This window comes from Streptococcus cristatus, assembly GCF_003943465.1.
In the GTDB taxonomy this organism is placed as follows: domain Bacteria; phylum Bacillota; class Bacilli; order Lactobacillales; family Streptococcaceae; genus Streptococcus; species Streptococcus cristatus_C.
Window position 1 is genome coordinate 370,501 of record NZ_RJPR01000001.1, and the last position, 20,423, is coordinate 390,923.

Sequence of the window (20,423 nt, forward strand, 5' to 3'; positions counted from 1 at the left end):
ACTAATATGATTAGAAATATTCTATCAAGTAATGGTAAAAGTCTAGGAATCACCGACATTCTACCCCAGTATGGTGAAGGCTATCGTCTCTCTGTCATGGACGGAACAGTTGATTATCGAACAATTCCCTTAGGAGCCTACGATCTGTTCAAACAAGGCTCCAGCAAACAGGATTATCTGGCAGACATTGAAAAAATTAAAACAATGGGCTTCAATACCTACCAGCTGTCCTTTTCATGGACTCGCCTCTTCCCGACAGGAGAAGAGCGGAGACCCGATGCTAAAGTCCTTGCTTTCTATGAGTCAATTATCGATGCACTGCTCGAAAATGACATCGAACCAATTGTAAGCCTGTCTCATTTCGATTTCCCGCTTCATTTGTATGAAAAATACGGAGCATGGAAAAGTCGGCAAATGATTGCCATGTATGAAAAGTATTGCGAAGCCGTTTTGACCCACTTTAAAGAAAAAGTCACTTACTGGATTACCTTTAAAGAAATGAGTGCTCTTTCCTATTTGCCATTCTTGGGCGCTGGGCTACACTTTGGTAGCACGGAAAACCAGGAGCAACAAATCTGGCTGGCTGCTCACCATCAGCTAATCGCATCCGCAAACGTGGTTAAGCTCGGTCAAACCATCAATCCAACCTTCCAATTTGGTAGCTTGATTACCATCAATAGTGACTCTCACCAAGAAAATCACTCAGCTACTGATGCCTTGGGCCATGAGTTGAACAGACGTAAAAACTACATTTTTACAGATGTGCAGACCAAGGGCCACTATCCAAACCACTTCCTTCGCTACATTGAGCGAAATCAGCTGGATCTGGGCATTACGGAAGAAGATGTCTTCGCCTTAAGAGAAGGCATCGTGGACTTTGTTGCTTTCTCACATTATGCGGCGGAAAATATCCAAGATTTGTTTACCAACAAATATGTCCGCAAAAATGTAGAAACTTGCCTTGCACAACCTGTCCTTCTTCGGATTGCCATGTCTGAGCTATATGAGCGCTACCACAAGCCTCTGTTGGTCATTGAGACTTGTTCTGAGGTCTCTGACCACCCGCAATTAGCTAAGAGCATTCAAGACAACGTTCAAGAAATTATTAAATCCGTTGAGATTGACGGGATTGAGCTGCTTGGCTACACACCATTTAGCTGGAGCGATGTAAATATCTAGGATCCAGTCTCAAGCTCAAAACATAGAAAAAATCTCCCCGAGAAAGTGAATAATCACTTGTGGGGAGATTTTTGATGTTTTAGAATAGAATCAAAGCCTTACTCTTTTCCTTTGCTACCTCTAAAAATCCGATAGCTAGTCTCAGCGACAGGCAGGCCGATGATGGTGTGCATATCACCTGTAATTGAACGGATAAAGCGAGGATCCAGCTCCTGAAAGCCATAAGCACCCGCCTTGTCTAGCGGACGCTTGTCATGTAGGTAGGCCTCGATGATAGGCTCTAATTCTGGGTAATAATCTACAAAGTCCACCTTCGCCACGGTGTAAAAGACTTCTAGAAAATCCTGCATACGTAGGCAGACCGAGGTCACTACATGGTGGCTCTTGCCAAAGTAAGAGCGAAACATCTGGCCAGCTTCAGCTAAATCCTGTGGTTTATTGTAAATCTGACCACCCACCACTACGATAGTATCAGCCGAAATATAAAGGGTCTCGGCTTCCAAGTCCAAATCAGACTTGGCCTTGGAAATCTCACAGCAAATCTTGGCTGCCTTGGTCAAAAAGTCCTGATCATCGATGGTTGCCATACAATGCTCTTCAATAGCTCGCTCGTCCACTTCTACAGCCTGAATCTCTGGATTCAAAAAGCTCAACAACTCCTTGCGTCTGGGCGACGTAGATAGCAGAACAAAGCGGCGAATCTCTCCTTTTTCACCTTCCCTTTGGTAGTCAAAAACCATCTTCATGATTGTCCTCCTGTGTCCTTTAATTGAAAGAGTTCCTCCACCCGCAAATCAAAAACCTGAGCGATTTTTAAAGCCATCTCTAGCGAGGGATTGTAGCGGTTATTCTCCAAGTGCAAGATCGTTTCGCGCCGCATTCCAATGCGATCCGCTAATTCCTGCTGGGTCATGCCTCTGGATTCTCGGACAAATTTGAGATTGGTGATAATATTGCTTTCCTTGGCCATTTTTAACCCCTCTTTTCAAATAAAAAGAAGACAAAACCAAAGAGCAAAACCAAGACACCAATCATGATAAAAAATATTCCAGCATTGACTGTGATAGCTCCTATATTGGCGCTGAGCCCTGCAAGCACCAGCAAAGTTGCTATACAGATGGCAAACATCAAAGTCGCTGCTTTTGCCAGATTGGCATAAAAGCGCTCGTCTACTCTTTCCTTGACCTTTTTCAAGGCAAAAAATAAAAGAAAGAGAAACTGGATAGCGAGGAAGCCTCCCAAAGCAATGTACTTTATAAAAGGCGGATTGGTACTTGGAGTCCATAACCAGATTCCGACAGTATAGATAGAGGTTGCTGAAAGAGTCAATAGATTATAAAATTTCATGGTTAGATCATAGACCTGCTTTTCTTGAACTTCTTTCATCCTCTTAGGCCATGGTTTCATGTGAAACCAAGACCAGATACTCACGAGCTGACCTATACTTACCAAACCGACAATTATCCACTTGGATGACCAGCTGAGATTGCTGGGAGCAAGGAAAACAGTAAAATCAATAAAGAGAGCGGTGGCGACCAGCAAAATGAGGCCACCCATTTTTTGACTTTTTTTCATGATAGACTCCTTTCGTAGTGTTAGAAATATCTAACACTTTTATGTTATAAATATATCACACACAAGAAAAAAAGACAAGCATTTATGTGCTATTTGGGAATTTTTTTATTTCCGCAAACAAAAACCCCAGAATTTCTCTGGGAAGCTGGCTTATTCTTTACCAATACAATATTCTTGGTGTTCCTGCAAGCTTTCATCGGTCTGAATGGTCACTTTGGCAATGCCATAAGCCAGGAGCTTTTGGCGCAGGACAGCCTGCGTTTCAGCCAGCAAATTTGGATCTTCCAGACAGATATGAAGCATGGCATATTTTTCCAAACCATCCGTCGTCCAAACATTGAGCTGGGTGATGGCTCGCACGTTTTCCAGCACTGCTATTTCCTGATAAAGCTGGCTGAGATCCACATCGCTGGGCACATGGTCTAGGAAAATCTGGATATTCTCCCAAAATTTTGGCAGAGCCTTGCTGAGAATAAAGCCTGCGATGACGAGAGAAAGCAGCGGATCCAGGAAATACCAGTCAGTGAAGCGCAGAATAATAGACACTCCGACAACTGCTAGCCAACCCAAGATATCCTCAAGAAAGTGCAAGCTAAGAATGGATTCATTGTTGCTGTGGCCATGGCTGACTACTCTGCTGGCTGCTGTATTGACGACAATAGCGACAATTCCCAAAACCAACATGCCATCATAATTTACCTTCTCAGGAGCGAATAATTTAGGGACATTTTCCACGATGACCAAGGTCGAACCGACCAGCAAAATCACTGAGGTCAAGAGAGCACCCAGCAGGCTGTAGCGCTTATAACCCAAGGTATATTCTCGGTCTTCTTTTTTTGTGGAAATCTTCTCAAAAAGAGTCGAAAGGCCAATAGCCAGAGCATCTCCTGTGTCGTGGATTGCATCCGCTAAGACAGCACTGGAATGAAAGAGAAGGCCAAAGATAAATTCAATAATAGCAAAAGAAAAGTTCAAGAGAAAAGCGATTGTCATATTTCTACTGGATTTCATGTGAACCTCCTTATTTATTTTCCTAAAAGAATACGATTTATGGTATAATCTAATCAATACCGAACACTCTGTTCAATTATATTATCCACTATTATCAGAAAGGAAACAAGAGCCAGTTCATGCCCTTTGTCTCTTAGCAGACAAAAAGCTCTTTTTGTACGGAATTTCCATGGATAGACGAGTAAAAAAATCACGCGCAGCCATTTACCAAGCCTTTATCAGCCTGCTCAATCAGAAAAGCTACGAAAGCATCACCGTTCAGGAAATCATTGATCTAGCAGATGTGGGCCGCTCCACCTTCTATAGCCACTTTGAGACCAAGGAAACCCTGCTGGAGGAACTCTGCCAAGATCTCTTTCAGCATACCTTTATCGAGCGGTCTGAAGGACGCGATTTATTTGAAGCGACAGCCCATATTTTCCATCACTTTCGGAAAAATCAGGATCGGATAGCCACCCTTCTCCTAGCTAAAAATACTTATTTCATCAACCGCTTGAAAATCGAGCTAGAGCGCTATCTCTTTCCCATGATTGAGCAGACATCATTGCAGAAAAAAAGCCATCTGCCGGACAACTTTTTAAAAAATTATGTGACGTCAACTTTTGTGGAGACGGTCAGCTGGTGGCTGCAGCAACGAAATCAGGTCGACGAAGACACGATTTCCCATTATTTTCTGGACTTGATGAACTAAGCCGCAATTCGCCTATCATTTTCAGGGAAGATGTGGTATAATCGTTCCTTGGTGTACGAAAGGAGATTGACTATTTATGAAAAAAGAACACTCACCGTTTTTAATTCCAGGTATAGTGATGATCGGGATAGCACTACGGGCTCCTTTTACTGTTTTGCCTATCGTTCTGACAGATATTGCAGAGGGGCTACAAGTTCCAGTTAGTTCCCTGGGCCTCTTGACTAGCCTGCCTTTGATTATGTTTGCCCTCTGCTCGGTCTTTGCTCCGCGCTTAGCGCAAAAGATGAGCTTGGAGAAACTGTTTGCTCTTGTTTTACTCGTGCTAACTCTAGGCTCGCTGATTCGCGTGTTTAATCTTCCCTTACTTTATACAGGAACTATTATTTTAGGAGCGGCTATTGCTGTCTTAAACGTCCTTCTTCCGAGCTTGATTCAGGCCAATCAGCCACATCGTGTCGGTCTTTTGACAACTCTTTATATCACATCGATGGGACTGTCAATCACGATTCTGTCTGCTCTGGCTGTTCCCATCGTACAAATGAGCTCTTGGCAAGGTCTCATTTGGATATCAACCTTGATTTGCTTTGTGATTCTCTTGGTTTGGCTGCCCAATGTCAAATATAGCCATCGCTTGGCGGCTAAACAACAAGGAAAGCAAGAGCAAGGAGCTCTTCTGAAAAATCCAAGAGTCTGGGCCTTAATTTTATTTGGTGGCTTACAGTCACTACTCTTTTATACCAGTATGACTTGGTTGCCGACTTTAGGACAACAAGCCGGCCTTTCTACTGATACGACAGGCTTACTAGCAGCCATCTTTTCTCTGATTAGCCTGCCCTTTTCGATGACCATTCCTAGCTTGACAGCGCGCTTGAAAGCTCGTCAACGTCTGGTCATGATTAGCCTGGTTTCTGCGGCAGGTCTGATCGGTATTACCATGCTCTTGATTCGGACAGATTCCTTTGCTTACTGGCTGGTTCTTAATCTCCTCATTGGTATGTCTGTCAGCGCTCTCTTCCCCTATCTCATGGTGACCTTCTCCCTCAAGACCTCTACGCCTGCGCAAACGGCTCAACTATCTGGACTAGCTCAAACCGGAGGATACATCCTAGCTGCCTTCGGTCCTAGCCTCTTTGGCTACAGTTTTGATTTGTTCCATTCTTGGACACCAGCCATCCTCATCCTCCTCGGACTGACCGTTATCATGACTATGAGCCTCTTTTACATAGAAAAATTTGATAAGATTCTATAAAACTTCTGATTCTCCATCAGGAGTTTTTTGCTGCCAAGTTTCTTGTGATTGCCGAAATTCACTTGAAATCATCTTTCCCTCATCTTATCTGTTTGATTCTTTTGATTATAACATAACTTTTAAACGACTTTTTTATATTCGACAAAATAACTTACATTTCATTGTAAAAACTTGCATATACTTATAAAATAAATTATAATGAACTTATAAAGTAGCAGAAAGGATGAGAAAGATGTATCAAGAGCAGCGGATTTCAAAAATGCTGGAACTTTTAGAGGACAAAGGACAACTGGCAGCCAAGGATATGGTAGACTATTTTCAGGTTTCAAAGGACACTATTCGCCGTGATTTCTCAATTTTGAGCGAGCGAAAACTGGTCCAACGCACCCATGGCGGGATTATTCCTTTGGAAAATAGTCGGCAAATTCCTTCTTTCAACGACCGTGTCGGCCAACTAAACCAAGAAAAAAAGGCCATTGCTCACAAGGCTCTGGACTTTCTCAAACCCAATCAGGTCAATTTCTTCGATGTATCAACGGTGGTTCTCAAGCTGGCTCAGCAAGTTCAGCAACCGATGACGATTTTTTCTCATTCTTTGGATAATGCCATCATGCTGAGTGGTCAAGAGCAGATTGATTTCCATCTTTTAGGTGGAAAGTTCTATCCGAGAAATCGTTTTTATTACACCCTCAATGAAGCCGAGCTGCTCAGAGAAATTTCTTTTGATCTAGCCTTCATCGGAGCTGCAGGTCTGAAAAATAGCCAAATCAGCTTTGAAGACCAAGAAGATGCCTATCTGAAGAAGCTAGCTCTCAAGCAGGCCAAGACAAAGATTCTGCTGGCCGAGCAGGCCAAAGTTAAGAAAGAATCAACCTATATTTTAGGAAATATCAGCGATTTTGACTACTGGATCACCGATCAAAAACCTAGCCCTGAGCTAGAAGCTCTTCTGGCTGGGAAAGTCACTATTATTTGCTAGTTTGACAAGATTTCATTTTATAGCTTACGGAGGAAGCGACCATGACCAAGCAACCTATTCGTTTGATTATCAGCGACATTGACGGCACAATTCTCGATGACCAGCACCAAGTAGATCCGCAACTGAGGGAGCAGATTCCCTTGCTGAACAAAGAAAACATCCCCTTTGTCCTAGCCTCTGCCCGCTCTCCTCTGGGCATGGAGCCAATTGCTCGTAAGCTAGGGCTGGGTGATAACCCACTAGCCTGCTACAACGGTGCTCTGGTCATCAAGGGTGATCCGCAAAATTACGAGACCATTATCGAGCATCCATTGGATAAAAAAGAAATCCGCACTTTTCTGGAACTGGTCAAAACTAAGTTTCCTAGTGTTTCCATCAATCTCTACTCTGGTAAAGATTGGATTGCTGACCGTTTGGATAGGTGGGTGCAGATTGAAGCCGAGATTACAGGTGAGCAGCCTCTTATTCAAAATGTTCTGCTGCCTGTTCTGGATGTGCTCATCCCAGCCCATAAGTTGCTGTTGATTGATGAGGCAGCTATTATCCAGGAACTCCATGCCTACTTGCAAACGATAGATTTTCCAAATACAGCCTTCTACCTGTCCAAGGACAACTATTTGGAAGTCACACATAAAGAGGTGTCAAAAGAGCAGGCCCTTCTGGAAGTGGCCAAACACTACCAGATTCCACTGGAGCAGGTCATGACGATTGGAGACAACTTCAATGACCTTCCGATGCTGCGACTGGCTGGTATGGGAGTTGCCATGGGCAATGCCCCTGAAACAGTTAAAGCTGAGGCAACAGTCGTCACTAAAAGCAACAACCAACATGGGGTCGCCAAAGCTATTGAGGAATATGTTTTACTATAATGCAAAAAATCTGCCCTTGAGCAGATTTTTTTATTGATGGTAATCATAGGCAAGGCGAGGGCTGCCATCTGGCAAATAAATCGTGCCACATTGGCTAAAACCGTAGCGGCGAATGGCTGCCTGCATCGGATGGTTATCCGCATGCGTATCGATGCGGAGATAAGGGATTTGCTGCAGGCAAAAGTCAAAACATTGATGAGCCAGACCCTTTACTTGTCCATTTGAAGCGATACGGTGGATTGTACCGTAAGGCTCTGAAAAATGCCAAGCACCTTCAATTTCTTGGTAGGTCGGATCTGGTCCAATGATAAACGCAAAGGTTCCAACAACTTGCCCAGCCTCTTCAAAGACATAACAGTGACCTGCTTGAATATCTTCCTCTACCAGCTGACGATTCGGATAGGAAGCCGGCCACTGACTAGGATTTCCCATAGTCCGCATAAACTCCCTAGCCTGATCAAAAATTGCTAAAATTGCTGGGATATCCTGCATTTCCGCCAAGCGAATCATGTCGCCTCCTTCCAGCCTATTACCTTATTTGACAAATTCCTCGTAGTTACCCGTGTAATTAGCCCACTCCTTACTGAAGAATTTTTCATTGATCTGATAATTCGGAGCAGGTTGAGGATTAGACACAAAAGGATCGACAGCCTTGTCGAAGGCCAGCCAACCATTCCAGCCCATGTGGATCGTATCCTGCATAAAGTAGGGCTTGTCGCCGTCCTTAGAAAAGTCTGCAATATTTGTAAAGCCTTGACTTTCCAGCTGGAACTTAATCTTCTCAACTGTCCGCTGATACATCTCTTCGCTCAGTCCAGTATAGGCCATCCATTTGGCATTGACCGGTGGAATGACAAAGATAACATTCGTATGGGATTTGGCAAATTGCTCCAAAACCAGCTGCAAATCATTGTACTCGGGAGACTTTTCATAAGACTGTTTGGATTGGAATCCTTTGAACTTCTTAATTTTTCTAGCTAAACGCTTCTTATAAAAGTCGTTATCGATACCTAAATCATTGTTATTAGTCTGTTTAACGGCATCTGCCGTAGCCAGTTTTTCCAATTCTTCATAGGAGAATTCATCCGGAAGACGGGAAAGCTGAGGTAAAACCTTCGTGTCATAGTTGCCATTATTACCAGCAGCAAACGTACTGAAAAATGCATCCTCCCGCTGATAAATCCGGCTCATAGTATTGATATACTGCTGCTCAAAAGAAGTCAGTTGGCTTCCATCGGCCACTTTCCTGACAATATCCCCCATAGCAATGTTGGGATAGAGCTGCAAAAGCCGCTGAGCTGCATACTGAGCGCCTACGCCACCGTCCTGCCAGCTAAGAAAACCAGCTAGCTGGTCGCTATTGAAATACTGCTGAAAAGCTGCTGCATCATAGCCTTTTTTAGTAAACCATTGCGGAGAAACGACATAGACAGCCGTCTTATTTTCCAGCTCAGAGGTCATCTGCTGCATCCCAAAATATTGGTTGAGCGAAGCCGCCCCCCGCTGTCCTAGAAAATAAGGTCGGTAATTGCGGTCATACTTTTCAGCCAAAACAGCTGGGTGCATACTGTCAAAGCGCAGCCATTCGCTGGAGCCAAAGTAGGGCACAAAACGGGTATCTTGATCTGTCAGGGCCGTCATTTTTTTGCTACGGCTTTTGAACGTTTCTGCTGTAAGAGTCACAGCTGCCCGCTTCTCTGCTTCCACATCATGCTTTTTCTCAAGCGGATAGAAGAAAAAGAGCAGGGCGACCATGACCAAGGCGCAGAAGACCGGCCCCAGAATCAGCCAGAGTCGTTTAAGCATTACGAAGCTCCGTTACGCCTTCAACGATTTTATTGGCTGTATTCCAGTCATCGCGGCCAAACTCTGATACTGGCACACGGATGTCAAAACGGTTTTCCAGCTCAACAATCAGCTCTACTGTCCCCATGCTGTCCAAAACGCCAGCATCAAACAAATCCTCGTCCATCATGTCCGAAACATCTTCCATAAATAATTCGTCAATAATTTCAATTACTTCTGCTTTTACATCCATTATAATTTCCTCGTTTACATTTTATTTTTTAAACCAAAGGTCATTCAAAAATCCTGAGAAGATCAAGAATGAGAACATGACAACATGGAAGGTGATAACAACCCCCAGCGCTTGGGTCCACTTGTTGTCAGGCAGGGCTGGCAGTCCCTTGCTTTTACGCTCTTTATTGATGGTCTTTTTCTTACGGAGCCAAGCGTCATTGACCACCAAGCCCAGACCGTGGAAGAGACCATAGGCGATATAGTACCAGGTCACACCATGCCAGAAGCCCATGACCAACATATTGATTATATAGGCTACACTGGAAGTCGTATTGCGGTTTTTAAAGACCTTGTTGCGCATGAGCACCATGACCAGACGCATAAAGACAAAGTCTCGGAACCAGAAGGACAGGCTCATGTGCCAGCGATTCCAGAATTCCTTCAAATCGCGTGAAACAAAAGGCTTGTCAAAGTTGATAGGACTCTTGATGCCCATAAGATTGGAAATAGCCACCGCAAACATCGAATAACCAGCAAAGTCAAAGAAGAGATCCAGACCAAAGACATACATGACGCCTAGCGTCCCCAGATTGAAGAAACCGCCAGTATAGAGGGCATAGGTCTTGACGTGCCCTAAAATCATGTGACCAAAGATATGAGCTAGGACAAACTTATAGAGAAAGCCCAGCATGATATACTTGACCGACTGCTCCAGCATATCTAGAAGCTCATCGCGCTCTGGAATTTGGAGATAATTTTCATTGAAACGCTTGAAACGATCAATGGGACCACTAGAAAAAGTGGGCATAAAGAGCATAAAGCGGAGGAATTCCCAGAGACTGAAATCAGTCAGCACGCCATCCCTCAGCTCAATGATCATCCCAACTGAGCGGAAGGTCAGATAGGAAATTCCCAGAAAGCCAAAGAGTGATTGGTGACCACTGATAGCTGGTTCGAACTTAACCCAGAATAGGGGCAGAACCGCCAGTGCTGTATGCAAATAAAATATCCACTTGCTATCCCGCTTTTTGCGGTAGAATTTATAAGAATAAACCCAGACCGTCTGCCAGACGACATAAAAGAGCAGGGCATAGAGCTGCGCCAGACTAGGACCCGTCAGCATCAAGACAATAAAAGCCAAGCTGACCAGGGCTTCATAGACTGGGAAGCGTTTTTTAAAGAAAAGTCCGATAAAGATTGGCAAAACAGCCAAGATAAGATAAAGGAAATACTGTGGGTCTCCGTAAGGCTCCAGATGAGGAAGCTGTTTCAAGAAATCCATCATGACTTGTTGACCTCACTAATCAGCCCCTTGATATCAATCTTACCGTTTGGTGTTAGGGGCAGAGATTCCCGATAGAGGAACTTAGATGGCATCATATAAGACATCATGATATCCTGTAGATCCTCTTTGATAGCCTTGGTAATATCGATTTCGCGGTCAAATTGCTCTGCAACACCGTCTTTCAAAATAACGTAGGCCAATAAGTTTTGAACCTTGTGGTCCTTATTGTAGCGTGGTACTGCTACTGCCGCCTCGATATACTTGGATTTGTTGAGGTTTTGAGACACATCCTCTAGCTCGATGCGATAGCCGTTAAACTTAATCTGGAAGTCCATACGACCGCCGTAGAGTAGGAGGCCTTCATCAGTCATCGTACCCACATCGCCTGTATGATAGGCTGGCAGCCCTTCAAATTCAAAGAAGGCTTCAGCTGTCTTTTCAGGATTGTTGAGGTAGCCCTTTGATACGGCTGGTCCGCAGACAATGATTTCGCCCTGCTGACCATTCGGCAACTTTTGCCCATTTTCATCGATGACAAAGGTTGGGGAATCCGCCTTGGTATAGCCGATTGGCAAGCGCTTGAGGGTAGCTAACATCTCATCTGTGATAGCAACTGCAGACAGAGCCACCGTTGCTTCGGTCGGACCATAGGCATTGATAATACGAGCCTCAGGGAAACGCTCCCGCAATTTCTGAGCTGTCTTGACCGTCAACTCCTCCCCATCAAAGTAAAAATGCGTAATTCCTGGCATCTTTTGGCTGTTAAAATCTTCCGAAAGCATGGCCATATCCGCAAAGGACGGTGTAGAAGTCCAGATTGCTACAGGCAGGCTGAGAATCGCTTCAAATAGCTGCTTGAAGTCCTGAGTCAGACTAGACGGCAGGGCATAGAGAGTTCCTCCTAGTGCCAAAGTCGGTGCCCAGTACATAACTGACAAGTCGAAAGAATAAGGCGGTTGCGCCAGCATTTGCGGACGGCTCGGTGTCGCAAATTCCTTGTCTGTAATCATCCAGTTGGTAAAGCTGAGCAAATTATCATGAGAAATTTGCACACCTTTGGGTTTACCAGTCGTACCAGAAGTAAAGATGATGTAGTAATTATCATCGCCCTTGACAGGATGGCTCATCTCATAGGCAGTCTTTTCTGCGTAAGCCGCTCGAACCTCTTCCAGACTGAGAATGGCTGCATCTGTATCAGCCAGCGGAAAATCCGCAATGGCAATAATCAGGCTTGGTTCAGCTACTTCCAAAATAGCAGTCACACGCTCCAAAGCTGAATGACTATCAATAGGAATATAAGCATGACCAGCTTTGGTCAAGGCCACAAAAGTAGCCAGCATTTCATACTCCTGACCACCGTAAACAACGACGGGTGACTTGGGAGCTAGCCCCAAGCTATCAATCTTGGCTGCCAGTGCATCGGAGTCGGTCTTTAGATCCCCGTATGTATGAACTTGTCCGAGGACATTGTAGACAGGGAAATCTGGCTGCGTCTGAGCAAAGTGCTCAATCGCTTCAATCATATCTGTAATTGCTGTATTTGACATGTGTATAGTACTCTCTTACATTAAAATTCATTGTAGATAAAGCCACCTTGACCTTGACCAAGATAACTAAAGAAATAAAGCAGGGCTACGAAAATCACAAAGTATAGCAATGTCTGCCCTACAAACTTATAAATCGTCTTATATTTCGTCATTTCATTCACTCTTATCTTTTTTTAGATAGACATAGATTATTTTACCATTTTATAGAGAAAGATTTCAATATAAAAGCTATCAATTGTGTAAAGTTCTTGTAAGGAAATAAAGAGAAAAAGAGTTACTTCCCTTATTTTTCAAGAATGAAATCCTTTTCAATATCTATAAGTAAAATTTCTATATATTACTTGACTTTTTGTTCGAAAGGGATTATCCTATATGTAGAAAGTTTATATATAATATTTTTATATATAGGAGGTAGTGCATGTATTTCCCTACATCTTCTACCCTGATAGAATTTCTGATTTTAGCGATTTTAGATAAAGAAGATTCCTATGGCTACGAGATTAGCCAGACCATCAAGCTCATTGCCGATATCAAGGAGTCCACGCTTTATCCTATCCTGAAAAAATTGGAAAAGAGTCAGTATTTAGAGACTTACTCTCAGGAATATCAAGGTCGAAAACGAAAATATTATTCTCTGACCCCAACAGGTCAGAAACAACTGGTCAGCCTCAAAAATGAATGGGAGCTTTATACCAGCATGATTAAGGGCATCATCGAAGGGAGTGTTCGCCATGACAAGAACTGAATATCTAGCCCAGCTAGAAAAATATTTAAAAAAGTTGCCAGCAAAAGACTATCAAGAAGCCATGGACTACTTCACCGAGTACTTTGACGAGGTCGGTCCAGAGGGAGAGGCAGCAGCTATAGCTGAACTGGGCAATCCTAAGGAAGCGGCTCACGAGATTATCATCAATCTTCTGGACAAGAAAATAGAAGAAGACAGTCAAGAAGCTAGCTCCGTCAAAAATAGTAAGCAGATCGTCCAGATTGCTATTCTGTCCATCTTGGCGGCTCCACTAGCAATTCCTCTATTAATTTTGGCTTTGACTTTGATTTTCACTTTCTTCCTCCTCGTCAGTATCCTTGCTTTTGTCATGGCCGTCTTTACCTTTACTATGCTTCTCCTAGGGGCTAGTCTGATTTGGGACAGCCTGACTCTCGGCATGGCTACTTCGATTCCTGCTTTTGCTCTCAGTTTGGGGATGAGCTTCTTAGCCTTCGGACTTGCTGGACTCTTTTATCTCAGCACTGGCCCTATCCTTCGCTTTATCAAACTGAGTTTTGTCAAACTCGCCCAAGCCTTGGCCCGGAAAGGAGACCATCATGTTTAAAGTAAGAAAAACCGTGTTCAGCATTGCGATTGTTGCCTGTCTGCTGGGTCTAGGCCTCATACTGGCAGGGCTAGCAAGTGGTGGTCTGCAGGATCTGGTGAAGAGCTCAGCCGCTAGCACCAAAATGACCAAGCATGAGGAAACCTATGACAATATCCATTCCTTAAATCTAGAACTCAACAATCGCTCGGTTGTAATTGGAGAATCACCCGATGATAAGGTTCACTTGACCTATTATCAAGGAGATGGCAAGACATCCGAAAAAATCAGTAGCAAGGCTGAAAACGGTAGTTTATACATTAAGGAATCAAGCTTTTTTATCAACATTAACAGCGGTCTACGCTCTTTACTGGGCTTGATAAATGGAGATTTTGAAAGGACTCAACAAATCATTCTAAGCCTACCTAAGGGAAGGAACTTGGAGCAGGTCAAGGCCAGTTTGGCTAACGGTAGCCTATCGATCAATGACCTGACAATCAAAAAATTAAAAGCCGATCTCAGCAATGGATCCATCGAACTCAGTCATAGCCAGATTGAAACCGGCAACATTGAAAGTGCTAATGGTAGAATCGAGCTAGTCCAAACCAGCCTGACCGATACTCAAATCAGTCTCTCCAACGGTAGTATCACTAGTGATAAACTGACCCTCAAGGGCAATATCAACATGTCCAGCAGCAATGGCTCCATCGATCTCCACCTCGCCGAAGAGACCTACAAAACCATCTCATTGGACCTGCAAACAGATCTAGGTGACATTGAACTGCCCAAGGACATGCAGACCAGCCACGACCAAGAGGACTTTATCGGAGATCGGGTCATTCATACCAATGAACAAGCTCAAGCCAAGCTGACCGCCCGTACCAGCACTGGCAGTATTGAGATTAGTCATTAAAAATAGAACGGAGCCTGATTGGTTCCGTTTTTTATGGTCAAAATGGTAAAATAAGATAGAGAGGGGTTTCGAATGACAAATTATAAATGGATATTTTTTGATATTGGTTCTACTTTAATCAATGAAGAGAAAGCTTATCAAGATAGGATTGAACAAGCAATTGCAGGAACAAATATCACTTATGATGCATTTTATCAGCGGATGCTACTATCATTTAAAGAGGGGCAAAAGGGAGATTTAATAGCATTACAAGAATTTGGCCTAGAACGTCCGAAATGGAACTCTGAACTAGAAACGCTTTACCCAGATACAAAAACGGTCTTAGAAATACTACATAATCGCTATAAAATAGGTATTATTGCTAATCAACTATCCGGCTTAGAGGAGCGATTAGAAAAGTTTGCTATCAGACAATGGATTGATCTGATTATCTCATCAGCTGACTGTGGATTTTCCAAACCTAGTTCTAAAATTTTTCAACTAGCCCTTCAACAAGCTTCATGTTCTGCTTCATCTGCTATTATGCTTGGTGACAGACTTGATAATGATATTGCGCCAGCTAAGACATTAGGCATGAAAACTATTTGGATCAAACAAGGATTTAGTGCATATAGTCCAATCCAATCACCGTCAGAAGAACCTGATTTTACTGTAAATTCCTTATCGGACTTGCTAAAAATTCTCTAACCCCACCTTTACTTCCTATAGCCTTTATGTTATGATACTCTATAAAAAATTATCACAAGGAGGTTCCTATGAAAAAACTCACATCTGGCATGCACATTCGGGTCGTCAGCCCCTCAGCGTCAATCGAACACATCGGTGGCTTTGAGGCCAATCTAGCCGCCAAGGAGCGCTTGGAAAAGCTAGGATTTACCGTGTCTTTTTCGGAGCATTATCTGGAAAATGATATACTAGGCTCTGCCTCCATCGAAAGCCGAGTGGCAGACATCCATGCTGCCTTTTCGGATGATTCCGTTGATGCTATTCTAGCCACTATCGGCGGTTTCAACTGCAATGAGCTCCTGCCCTATCTGGACTTTGAATTGATTGCTAGAAATCCTAAGATTTTCTGCGGCTACTCGGATACTACTGCCTTGCTCAACGCTATCTATAGCAAGACCGGCATGAAAACCTACATGGGACCGTCCTACTCCAGCTTTAAAATGGATGCCCTGCAGGACTATCAGACCGAGAGCTGGCTCAAGGCCGTCAGCCAGACTTCTTATGAATTGACTCCTAGTGAGAAATGGGGCAGTAATGCTTGGTATCTACCCGATGCGCCACTGACCTTCCATGAGACAGAGTGGAAAATCTACAACCATGGAAAAGCCCAAGCCACTGCTATCGGCGGCAATCTCTCCACCTTCTCACTTCTGCGTGGAACACCCTATGCCCCAACAGATGAAAACTATGTCCTCTTTTCTGAAAGCGCTGAAGAAGATGATTATTTTGAATTTAACCGCAATCTAGCTGCCCTCCTTCAGGCCTATCCCAACCCACAGGCCCTTCTCATTGGCCGCTTTCCAAAAGAATGTCAGATGACAGAAGAACTACTCCTTTATATCTTGGACAAACATCCAATTCTCAAACAAATTCCCGTCCTCTACGACTTGGACTTTGCCCACACCCAGCCACTCTTTACCATTACCATCGGTGCTCAAGTGACGGTGGATACAGAGAAAATGTCTATCAGAATTGATGAATAAACAAGAGACGACCTCCAAACAAAAGGTCGTTTTTGATATCTAAAAGTCATGAATCATCTCTAAACAGCGCTCCAAATCCACATCCCGCTCCAGATGCTCAACTGTCCAAGGAATAAGAATGTCTGGTTCAATCCCCTTGTCTGTCATACTCTGTCCCTTATCAAGTGCTAGAGCGCGTGAAGTTGGAAAGTTCAAACTATAGTCACCATAATCTACCTGACAGCAGTTAGAATAATCTAGTATTCCAAGAGTCGGGCGCCCCAGAACCGTCACCTTAGGAAAACATTTCATCATCTGGACAAAATTGTCTCCCGACGAAGCACAGTAGACATCTGCCAAGACAAAAATCTTCTCAAGATGGCTTCCTCCTTTCACATTAGGAAACATTTCCCTGTCCTCGCCTCCAAATTTAACATAGCCTTTGCCCCGATTGGCCTGCAGGTCTTGCATGATTATCTCCAACAAATCCTTCGTCTCCTGATTAATCCCTTCCTGCTGCACGTAGGCTTCAAAATCTTTCAAACGCAGGTCAACATTCCGCTCTGTGTAGAGAATTTCCATCCCTTCATCAGTCCAGCCCAAGTCAGAATAGACTTGCCCCTCAGAAAGAGCATAGTGGAGCAGAGGAAAATACAGCGAGTCCATCCCGCCAGTATTTTGACGGACATCAATCACCAGACAAGCAGCCCTCTTGATAGTATCTTGTGCTTCCTGATAGAGTTTGTTGATGGCTTTCTCGTTCCTAAAGTCATCCAAACGGAGATAAATAACACCCTTTTCTAACTCTTTCCATTCAAATCGACTCTCTACAGGATTCTGGCTAGGCTCAACTGAAAGGATTTGCTCTACTCCTGCTCGCAAAACAGTCACTTGCCTAGCTTTTGAAATCAACTCGCTCCACTCACGGTAGTTTCGCTCAGGCGTTGAACTGGTAAAATACGCTCGGTGCATCCTATAAAACTCTTCTAGATGCTGTCCATCCAGTTTCACAATTTGATCGCCCGCCTGCAAATTCGTATCTGCATTAGCCTGCTCAACATAAAGTCCTTGGATTGTTGAACGTAGAACAAAACCTTTTGGTTTAGCATATTTCTCCCGAAAAGCTACGTGGCCGATAACTCCGAAGCTAGCTAGATAAGTCTGAACCTGATAAAGAAAATCCTTTTCACTCATATCGTCTGAAATACATTCGCGAAAACCAGTCGGATCCGCACCGGCAATATCCTTTTTAGTTGCCGAATCTTGGGTCATAATCGAAACAACATCTTCAAAAATAGCCGTTTTTCTCATCGTATTGCTCCTCGTCATTACTGAGACTAGTATATCATTTTTGTACATTTTATGCCGATTTAAACAAAAAAATCTAAGCACAATCTCTGCTTAGATTTTTTTCTAATCAATGTCCACCGGGACCGCCACCTTGTCCGTTTGGGGCACCACCGCCACCAGGGCCATCTGCTGTGATTTCGGTTCGGGTTTGCCCATTAACCGTGATGGTCCCGCCCGTATAAGTAGCCTTACCATCAAAGTCAAAGGCAGATACAGTGGACGTGATAGCTAGGTTTCCGCCTGTCATGATGATATCGCCGTTGGAGTCAAGGGCGTCTGTATCGCCTTGGCCGACCTCAACCTTGATGTCACCTCCAGTAATCTTGATGAAAATCTCAGCCCCAGTCGCCGTACTAGCCGCATTGATTCCATCATCCGTCGCATAAAGGTCAAGTGTACCGCCATTAATCGTGACATTTGTTCCCTCTAAAGCTTCGACACTGGACTTGACTGTGATGGTGCCACCGTCGATCACCGCTGCATTGCTAGCATGGAGGCCGTCATCGCCAGCATTAATCGTAATGGTACCAGACTGGATATAGAGATTCCCGAGCGAAGTGTCCTCGTCATTATCTGCGTGGATCGCATCCTCCGTCGCGGTAATATCCAGACTAGCCTCCTTGATGTTGATGGCATCGTTGGCTGACAAGCCATTCTTGTAACCTTTAATCGTATAAGTCCCGCCTGTGATGCGCAGGTCATCATTAGACTCGACTGCGTTACCATATTTTCCTTCGATGGTCAGACTGCCTGAGCCGTTAAAGGTCAAGTCGTCCTTACTGTAAATGGCCGCATCGTAGTCAGTATTGGTGTGATTGGCTGAGTCAGAAATGCTATTCTTGCTGCCTTCAGCTAGGGTAATGAAGGTCTTATCTGCATTTTCTACCACAATCGCTGCATCCGTCCCTGTCATGGTCACACCATCCAAGACGATTTGTACCTTGTCTTGATCGCCAGCCTTGACAACAATCTGCACATTTTCACTGCTGCCAGAGAGGACATAGGTTCCAGCTGCCGTAATGGTCACCGTTGAGCCAGAAACGCTCGCTCCGTCACCAGAGGTCTTGGCTGTAGAGCCGCTCAAGTTAATCTTGGTCGCTGTCGACTCATCATAAGAAGCATCCTGATCACGATCCGTGAAATAGCTAGATGTATCTGTCTTTGTCGTACTGGTACCTGTTTGAGTGGTATTGGTGCTGGCGCTCGTACTAGTGCTGGACTGACTGGTCACGCTACAAGCTCCCAAGGTGACAGTCATTAGCGCTAGGGGCACCATTAGTTTTATTTTCTGAAATATTTTTTTCTTGCCTGTTTTCATGATTGGCCTCTTTCTAGATATTATAATTCATTTTCTTTCGTGATATAGCGGCTAATGGCAATCTCTAGATTTCCATTGCGCGTACGTAGGGCATCGATGAGTTCTTTTTCGGTCATTTGACCATTCAGCTGAATGATGTATTTAATCTTGAACAAACTTCCCATATCAGAGGTTTTGACATTAGCCAGTTCAACATGATTGGCAGCTTTATTGAAAATATCATCAAAAATGCTTTCATAGTCCAGACTTTCTGGTATGACAACAGTCAGCTGGCGCATGGAATGCTTCATCTGTCCGAAATTGACCACCTCAAGCAGCAGCATGACGAGCGACATGATGAGGGTAAAGACTGTCGCAAAGACCAGATAGCCCATTCCGATAGCAATCCCGATTGTCATGACTAGGAAAATGGACACCAGCTCCTTGGCTCCTCCCGGTGCGGAACGAAAACGAATCAAGCTGAAAGCTCCCATAACGGCAACCCCTGCTCCCAAACTTCCATTGACCAAGAAAATCACAATTGCAATCAAGGTCGGCAAAAGCGCCAAACTCATCACAAAGGATTTGCTGTAAACTGTCTTAAACTGGTAAACATTGGCAATGACTAAGCCCAGAAGCAAGGACACTCCGATAGCCAACATCATCATAGCCGGATCTACGGCCGTATCGGTAAAAATATCATAAAATAAATGACTAAGCATGATTTACAACTCCTTTATAGTCTGTCGTTTTCTTGTAAGCAACCCCGTATTTGGAAAAGGAGCTTGGGAAGACCTGATGGCGATCCAAAATCTCACTCAGCCAGAGCGGATAGGCCCCTGGCACCTTGACTTCCATAATCACATGATGATCCGGCAGAAGATTTTCCCCGTAATGACCATGCAAAAGGCTTAAATCATAGTTGCGGTAGGTCAAATCGTGGTCAATGGTAATCCGAACATTGGGATCCTCAATCCCCTTCATAGAATAACGATTGTAGTAGATATACATCATGGGCTGCAGGCCACCGTAGCGCTGACCCAGCCAGTCGATTTCCTCACGAATCTGACAATCCTCAACCTTACTGTGATCGCCCTCCAAGTAAGCCTCTGCAGCGATTAGATCTGTCGAAATGCGGCGTTTGTAGACAATCTTGCGCACTTTTTTCTTGATTTCCAAAAAGACTTGACTGTCTTCTTTCGGATTTTCATCGTAAGTCCGCACGCGCAATTTTTCTTTAAAATAGGGCTTTTCCAAGGACTCACGAATCATTTGATAAGTCGGGGTGTCGTAGTAAAGATTATGGATGGTCGAGTAAGCATGCTCATCCTCCACCAGATGACTTTCAAACTCGGTCAATAAATCGGCCAAGGTTTCTTTGGAAATAATATATTTGGTTTCAAATCGTTGAAATTTATCTTTAAATGTCTTTTTAGCCATGGATTCTCCCCCTGTCTTTCT

At 44.0% G+C, this 20,423-nt stretch carries 24 protein-coding genes; 10 read left to right on the plus strand and 14 right to left on the minus strand.

The window, feature by feature from the left end; genetic code table 11:
- Window positions 1-6 precede the first annotated feature (6 nt).
- Window positions 7-1,179 (plus strand): family 1 glycosylhydrolase, encoded by a 1,173-nt coding sequence (locus tag D8793_RS02025; protein WP_125370756.1) that lies wholly within the window; start codon window positions 7-9, stop codon window positions 1,177-1,179.
- A gap of 98 nt (window positions 1,180-1,277) precedes the next feature.
- Here D8793_RS02025 and D8793_RS02030 read toward each other — a convergent pair whose 3' ends face one another.
- The 4 genes from D8793_RS02030 to D8793_RS02045 form a co-directional block, all read right to left on the minus strand.
- Entirely contained in the window at window positions 1,278-1,925 is a 648-nt protein-coding gene (locus D8793_RS02030) for a Maf family protein (RefSeq protein WP_125370755.1), read from the minus strand.
- Window positions 1,922-2,149: a helix-turn-helix transcriptional regulator gene (locus D8793_RS02035; protein ID WP_125370754.1), complete on the minus strand. Its 228-nt coding sequence runs from the start codon at window positions 2,147-2,149 to the stop codon at window positions 1,922-1,924. Before D8793_RS02035 ends, D8793_RS02030 begins: the two co-directional genes overlap by 4 nt.
- Window positions 2,150-2,151: 2 nt before the next feature.
- On the minus strand, window positions 2,152-2,754 hold the full coding sequence (locus D8793_RS02040; RefSeq protein WP_125370753.1) for a DUF3796 domain-containing protein: 603 nt from the start codon (window positions 2,752-2,754) through the stop codon (window positions 2,152-2,154).
- A gap of 150 nt (window positions 2,755-2,904) precedes the next feature.
- Window positions 2,905-3,765 carry a cation diffusion facilitator family transporter gene (locus D8793_RS02045; RefSeq protein ID WP_125370752.1) on the minus strand — a complete coding sequence of 287 codons (861 nt, stop codon included), beginning with the start codon at window positions 3,763-3,765 and terminating at the stop codon, window positions 2,905-2,907.
- A gap of 169 nt (window positions 3,766-3,934) precedes the next feature.
- On the opposite strand from D8793_RS02045, the gene D8793_RS02050 reads away from it, so the two are divergent.
- From D8793_RS02050 to D8793_RS02065, 4 genes are all read left to right on the plus strand, one after another.
- The gene (locus tag D8793_RS02050; protein ID WP_125370751.1) at window positions 3,935-4,456 is read left to right on the plus strand and encodes a TetR/AcrR family transcriptional regulator; all 522 of its coding nucleotides are present in this window, start codon (window positions 3,935-3,937) and stop codon (window positions 4,454-4,456) included.
- A gap of 76 nt (window positions 4,457-4,532) precedes the next feature.
- Window positions 4,533-5,705 carry a CynX/NimT family MFS transporter gene (locus D8793_RS02055; protein WP_125370750.1) on the plus strand — a complete coding sequence of 391 codons (1,173 nt, stop codon included), beginning with the start codon at window positions 4,533-4,535 and terminating at the stop codon, window positions 5,703-5,705.
- A gap of 232 nt (window positions 5,706-5,937) precedes the next feature.
- Complete coding sequence (locus tag D8793_RS02060) at window positions 5,938-6,684, plus strand: DeoR/GlpR family DNA-binding transcription regulator (RefSeq protein WP_185761014.1); 747 nt, start codon at window positions 5,938-5,940, stop codon at window positions 6,682-6,684.
- Window positions 6,685-6,725: 41 nt separating this feature from the next.
- On the plus strand, window positions 6,726-7,553 hold the full coding sequence (locus D8793_RS02065) for a Cof-type HAD-IIB family hydrolase (protein ID WP_125370748.1): 828 nt from the start codon (window positions 6,726-6,728) through the stop codon (window positions 7,551-7,553).
- A 30-nt stretch (window positions 7,554-7,583) separates the two neighbouring features.
- Here the strand turns inward: D8793_RS02065 and D8793_RS02070 are convergent, their stop codons facing one another.
- From D8793_RS02070 to D8793_RS02095, 6 genes are read right to left on the minus strand one after another with little or no spacing between them, the layout of a single operon-like run.
- Window positions 7,584-8,063 (minus strand): GNAT family N-acetyltransferase, encoded by a 480-nt coding sequence (locus tag D8793_RS02070; RefSeq protein WP_125370747.1) that lies wholly within the window; start codon window positions 8,061-8,063, stop codon window positions 7,584-7,586.
- A 24-nt stretch (window positions 8,064-8,087) separates the two neighbouring features.
- A complete protein-coding gene (gene dltD / locus D8793_RS02075) occupies window positions 8,088-9,359 on the minus strand; it encodes a D-alanyl-lipoteichoic acid biosynthesis protein DltD (protein WP_125370746.1) in 1,272 nt (423 codons plus the stop codon).
- The gene (dltC, locus tag D8793_RS02080; RefSeq protein ID WP_005591431.1) at window positions 9,352-9,591 is read right to left on the minus strand and encodes a D-alanine--poly(phosphoribitol) ligase subunit DltC; all 240 of its coding nucleotides are present in this window, start codon (window positions 9,589-9,591) and stop codon (window positions 9,352-9,354) included. The genes dltD and dltC overlap by 8 nt, the downstream gene beginning before the upstream one ends.
- Window positions 9,592-9,612: 21 nt before the next feature.
- Window positions 9,613-10,857, minus strand: a complete 1,245-nt coding sequence (gene dltB, locus D8793_RS02085) for a D-alanyl-lipoteichoic acid biosynthesis protein DltB (RefSeq protein ID WP_125370745.1) — start codon at window positions 10,855-10,857, stop codon at window positions 9,613-9,615.
- The gene (dltA, locus tag D8793_RS02090; RefSeq protein ID WP_125370744.1) at window positions 10,854-12,404 is read right to left on the minus strand and encodes a D-alanine--poly(phosphoribitol) ligase subunit DltA; all 1,551 of its coding nucleotides are present in this window, start codon (window positions 12,402-12,404) and stop codon (window positions 10,854-10,856) included. Before dltA ends, dltB begins: the two co-directional genes overlap by 4 nt.
- A gap of 20 nt (window positions 12,405-12,424) precedes the next feature.
- Complete coding sequence (locus tag D8793_RS02095) at window positions 12,425-12,556, minus strand: teichoic acid D-Ala incorporation-associated protein DltX (RefSeq protein ID WP_005591428.1); 132 nt, start codon at window positions 12,554-12,556, stop codon at window positions 12,425-12,427.
- A 266-nt stretch (window positions 12,557-12,822) separates the two neighbouring features.
- Here D8793_RS02095 and D8793_RS02100 point away from each other — a divergent pair, with 266 nt between their 5' ends.
- From D8793_RS02100 to D8793_RS02120, 5 genes are all read left to right on the plus strand, one after another.
- Complete coding sequence (locus D8793_RS02100; RefSeq protein WP_005591427.1) at window positions 12,823-13,149, plus strand: PadR family transcriptional regulator; 327 nt, start codon at window positions 12,823-12,825, stop codon at window positions 13,147-13,149.
- Window positions 13,136-13,735 (plus strand): DUF1700 domain-containing protein, encoded by a 600-nt coding sequence (locus D8793_RS02105; protein WP_125370743.1) that lies wholly within the window; start codon window positions 13,136-13,138, stop codon window positions 13,733-13,735. Before D8793_RS02100 ends, D8793_RS02105 begins: the two co-directional genes overlap by 14 nt.
- Complete coding sequence (locus tag D8793_RS02110) at window positions 13,728-14,627, plus strand: DUF4097 family beta strand repeat-containing protein (RefSeq protein ID WP_125370742.1); 900 nt, start codon at window positions 13,728-13,730, stop codon at window positions 14,625-14,627. Before D8793_RS02105 ends, D8793_RS02110 begins: the two co-directional genes overlap by 8 nt.
- Before the next feature lie 72 nt (window positions 14,628-14,699).
- Window positions 14,700-15,314, plus strand: coding sequence for an HAD family hydrolase (locus tag D8793_RS02115; protein ID WP_125370741.1), 615 nt, complete (start codon window positions 14,700-14,702; stop codon window positions 15,312-15,314).
- A gap of 68 nt (window positions 15,315-15,382) precedes the next feature.
- Window positions 15,383-16,336, plus strand: a complete 954-nt coding sequence (locus tag D8793_RS02120; protein ID WP_125370740.1) for a S66 family peptidase — start codon at window positions 15,383-15,385, stop codon at window positions 16,334-16,336.
- Between the two features lie 39 nt (window positions 16,337-16,375).
- Here the strand turns inward: D8793_RS02120 and D8793_RS02125 are convergent, their stop codons facing one another.
- From D8793_RS02125 to D8793_RS02140, 4 genes are all read right to left on the minus strand, one after another.
- Window positions 16,376-17,626 (minus strand): S41 family peptidase, encoded by a 1,251-nt coding sequence (locus tag D8793_RS02125; protein ID WP_125370739.1) that lies wholly within the window; start codon window positions 17,624-17,626, stop codon window positions 16,376-16,378.
- A 106-nt stretch (window positions 17,627-17,732) separates the two neighbouring features.
- Entirely contained in the window at window positions 17,733-18,983 is a 1,251-nt protein-coding gene (locus tag D8793_RS02130; protein WP_125370738.1) for a carbohydrate-binding domain-containing protein, read from the minus strand.
- Window positions 18,984-19,003: 20 nt separating this feature from the next.
- Window positions 19,004-19,684: a DUF4956 domain-containing protein gene (locus D8793_RS02135; protein WP_125370737.1), complete on the minus strand. Its 681-nt coding sequence runs from the start codon at window positions 19,682-19,684 to the stop codon at window positions 19,004-19,006.
- Window positions 19,677-20,402: a polyphosphate polymerase domain-containing protein gene (locus D8793_RS02140; RefSeq protein ID WP_125370736.1), complete on the minus strand. Its 726-nt coding sequence runs from the start codon at window positions 20,400-20,402 to the stop codon at window positions 19,677-19,679. The genes D8793_RS02135 and D8793_RS02140 overlap by 8 nt, the downstream gene beginning before the upstream one ends.
- Between the last annotated feature and the right edge of the window lie 21 nt (window positions 20,403-20,423).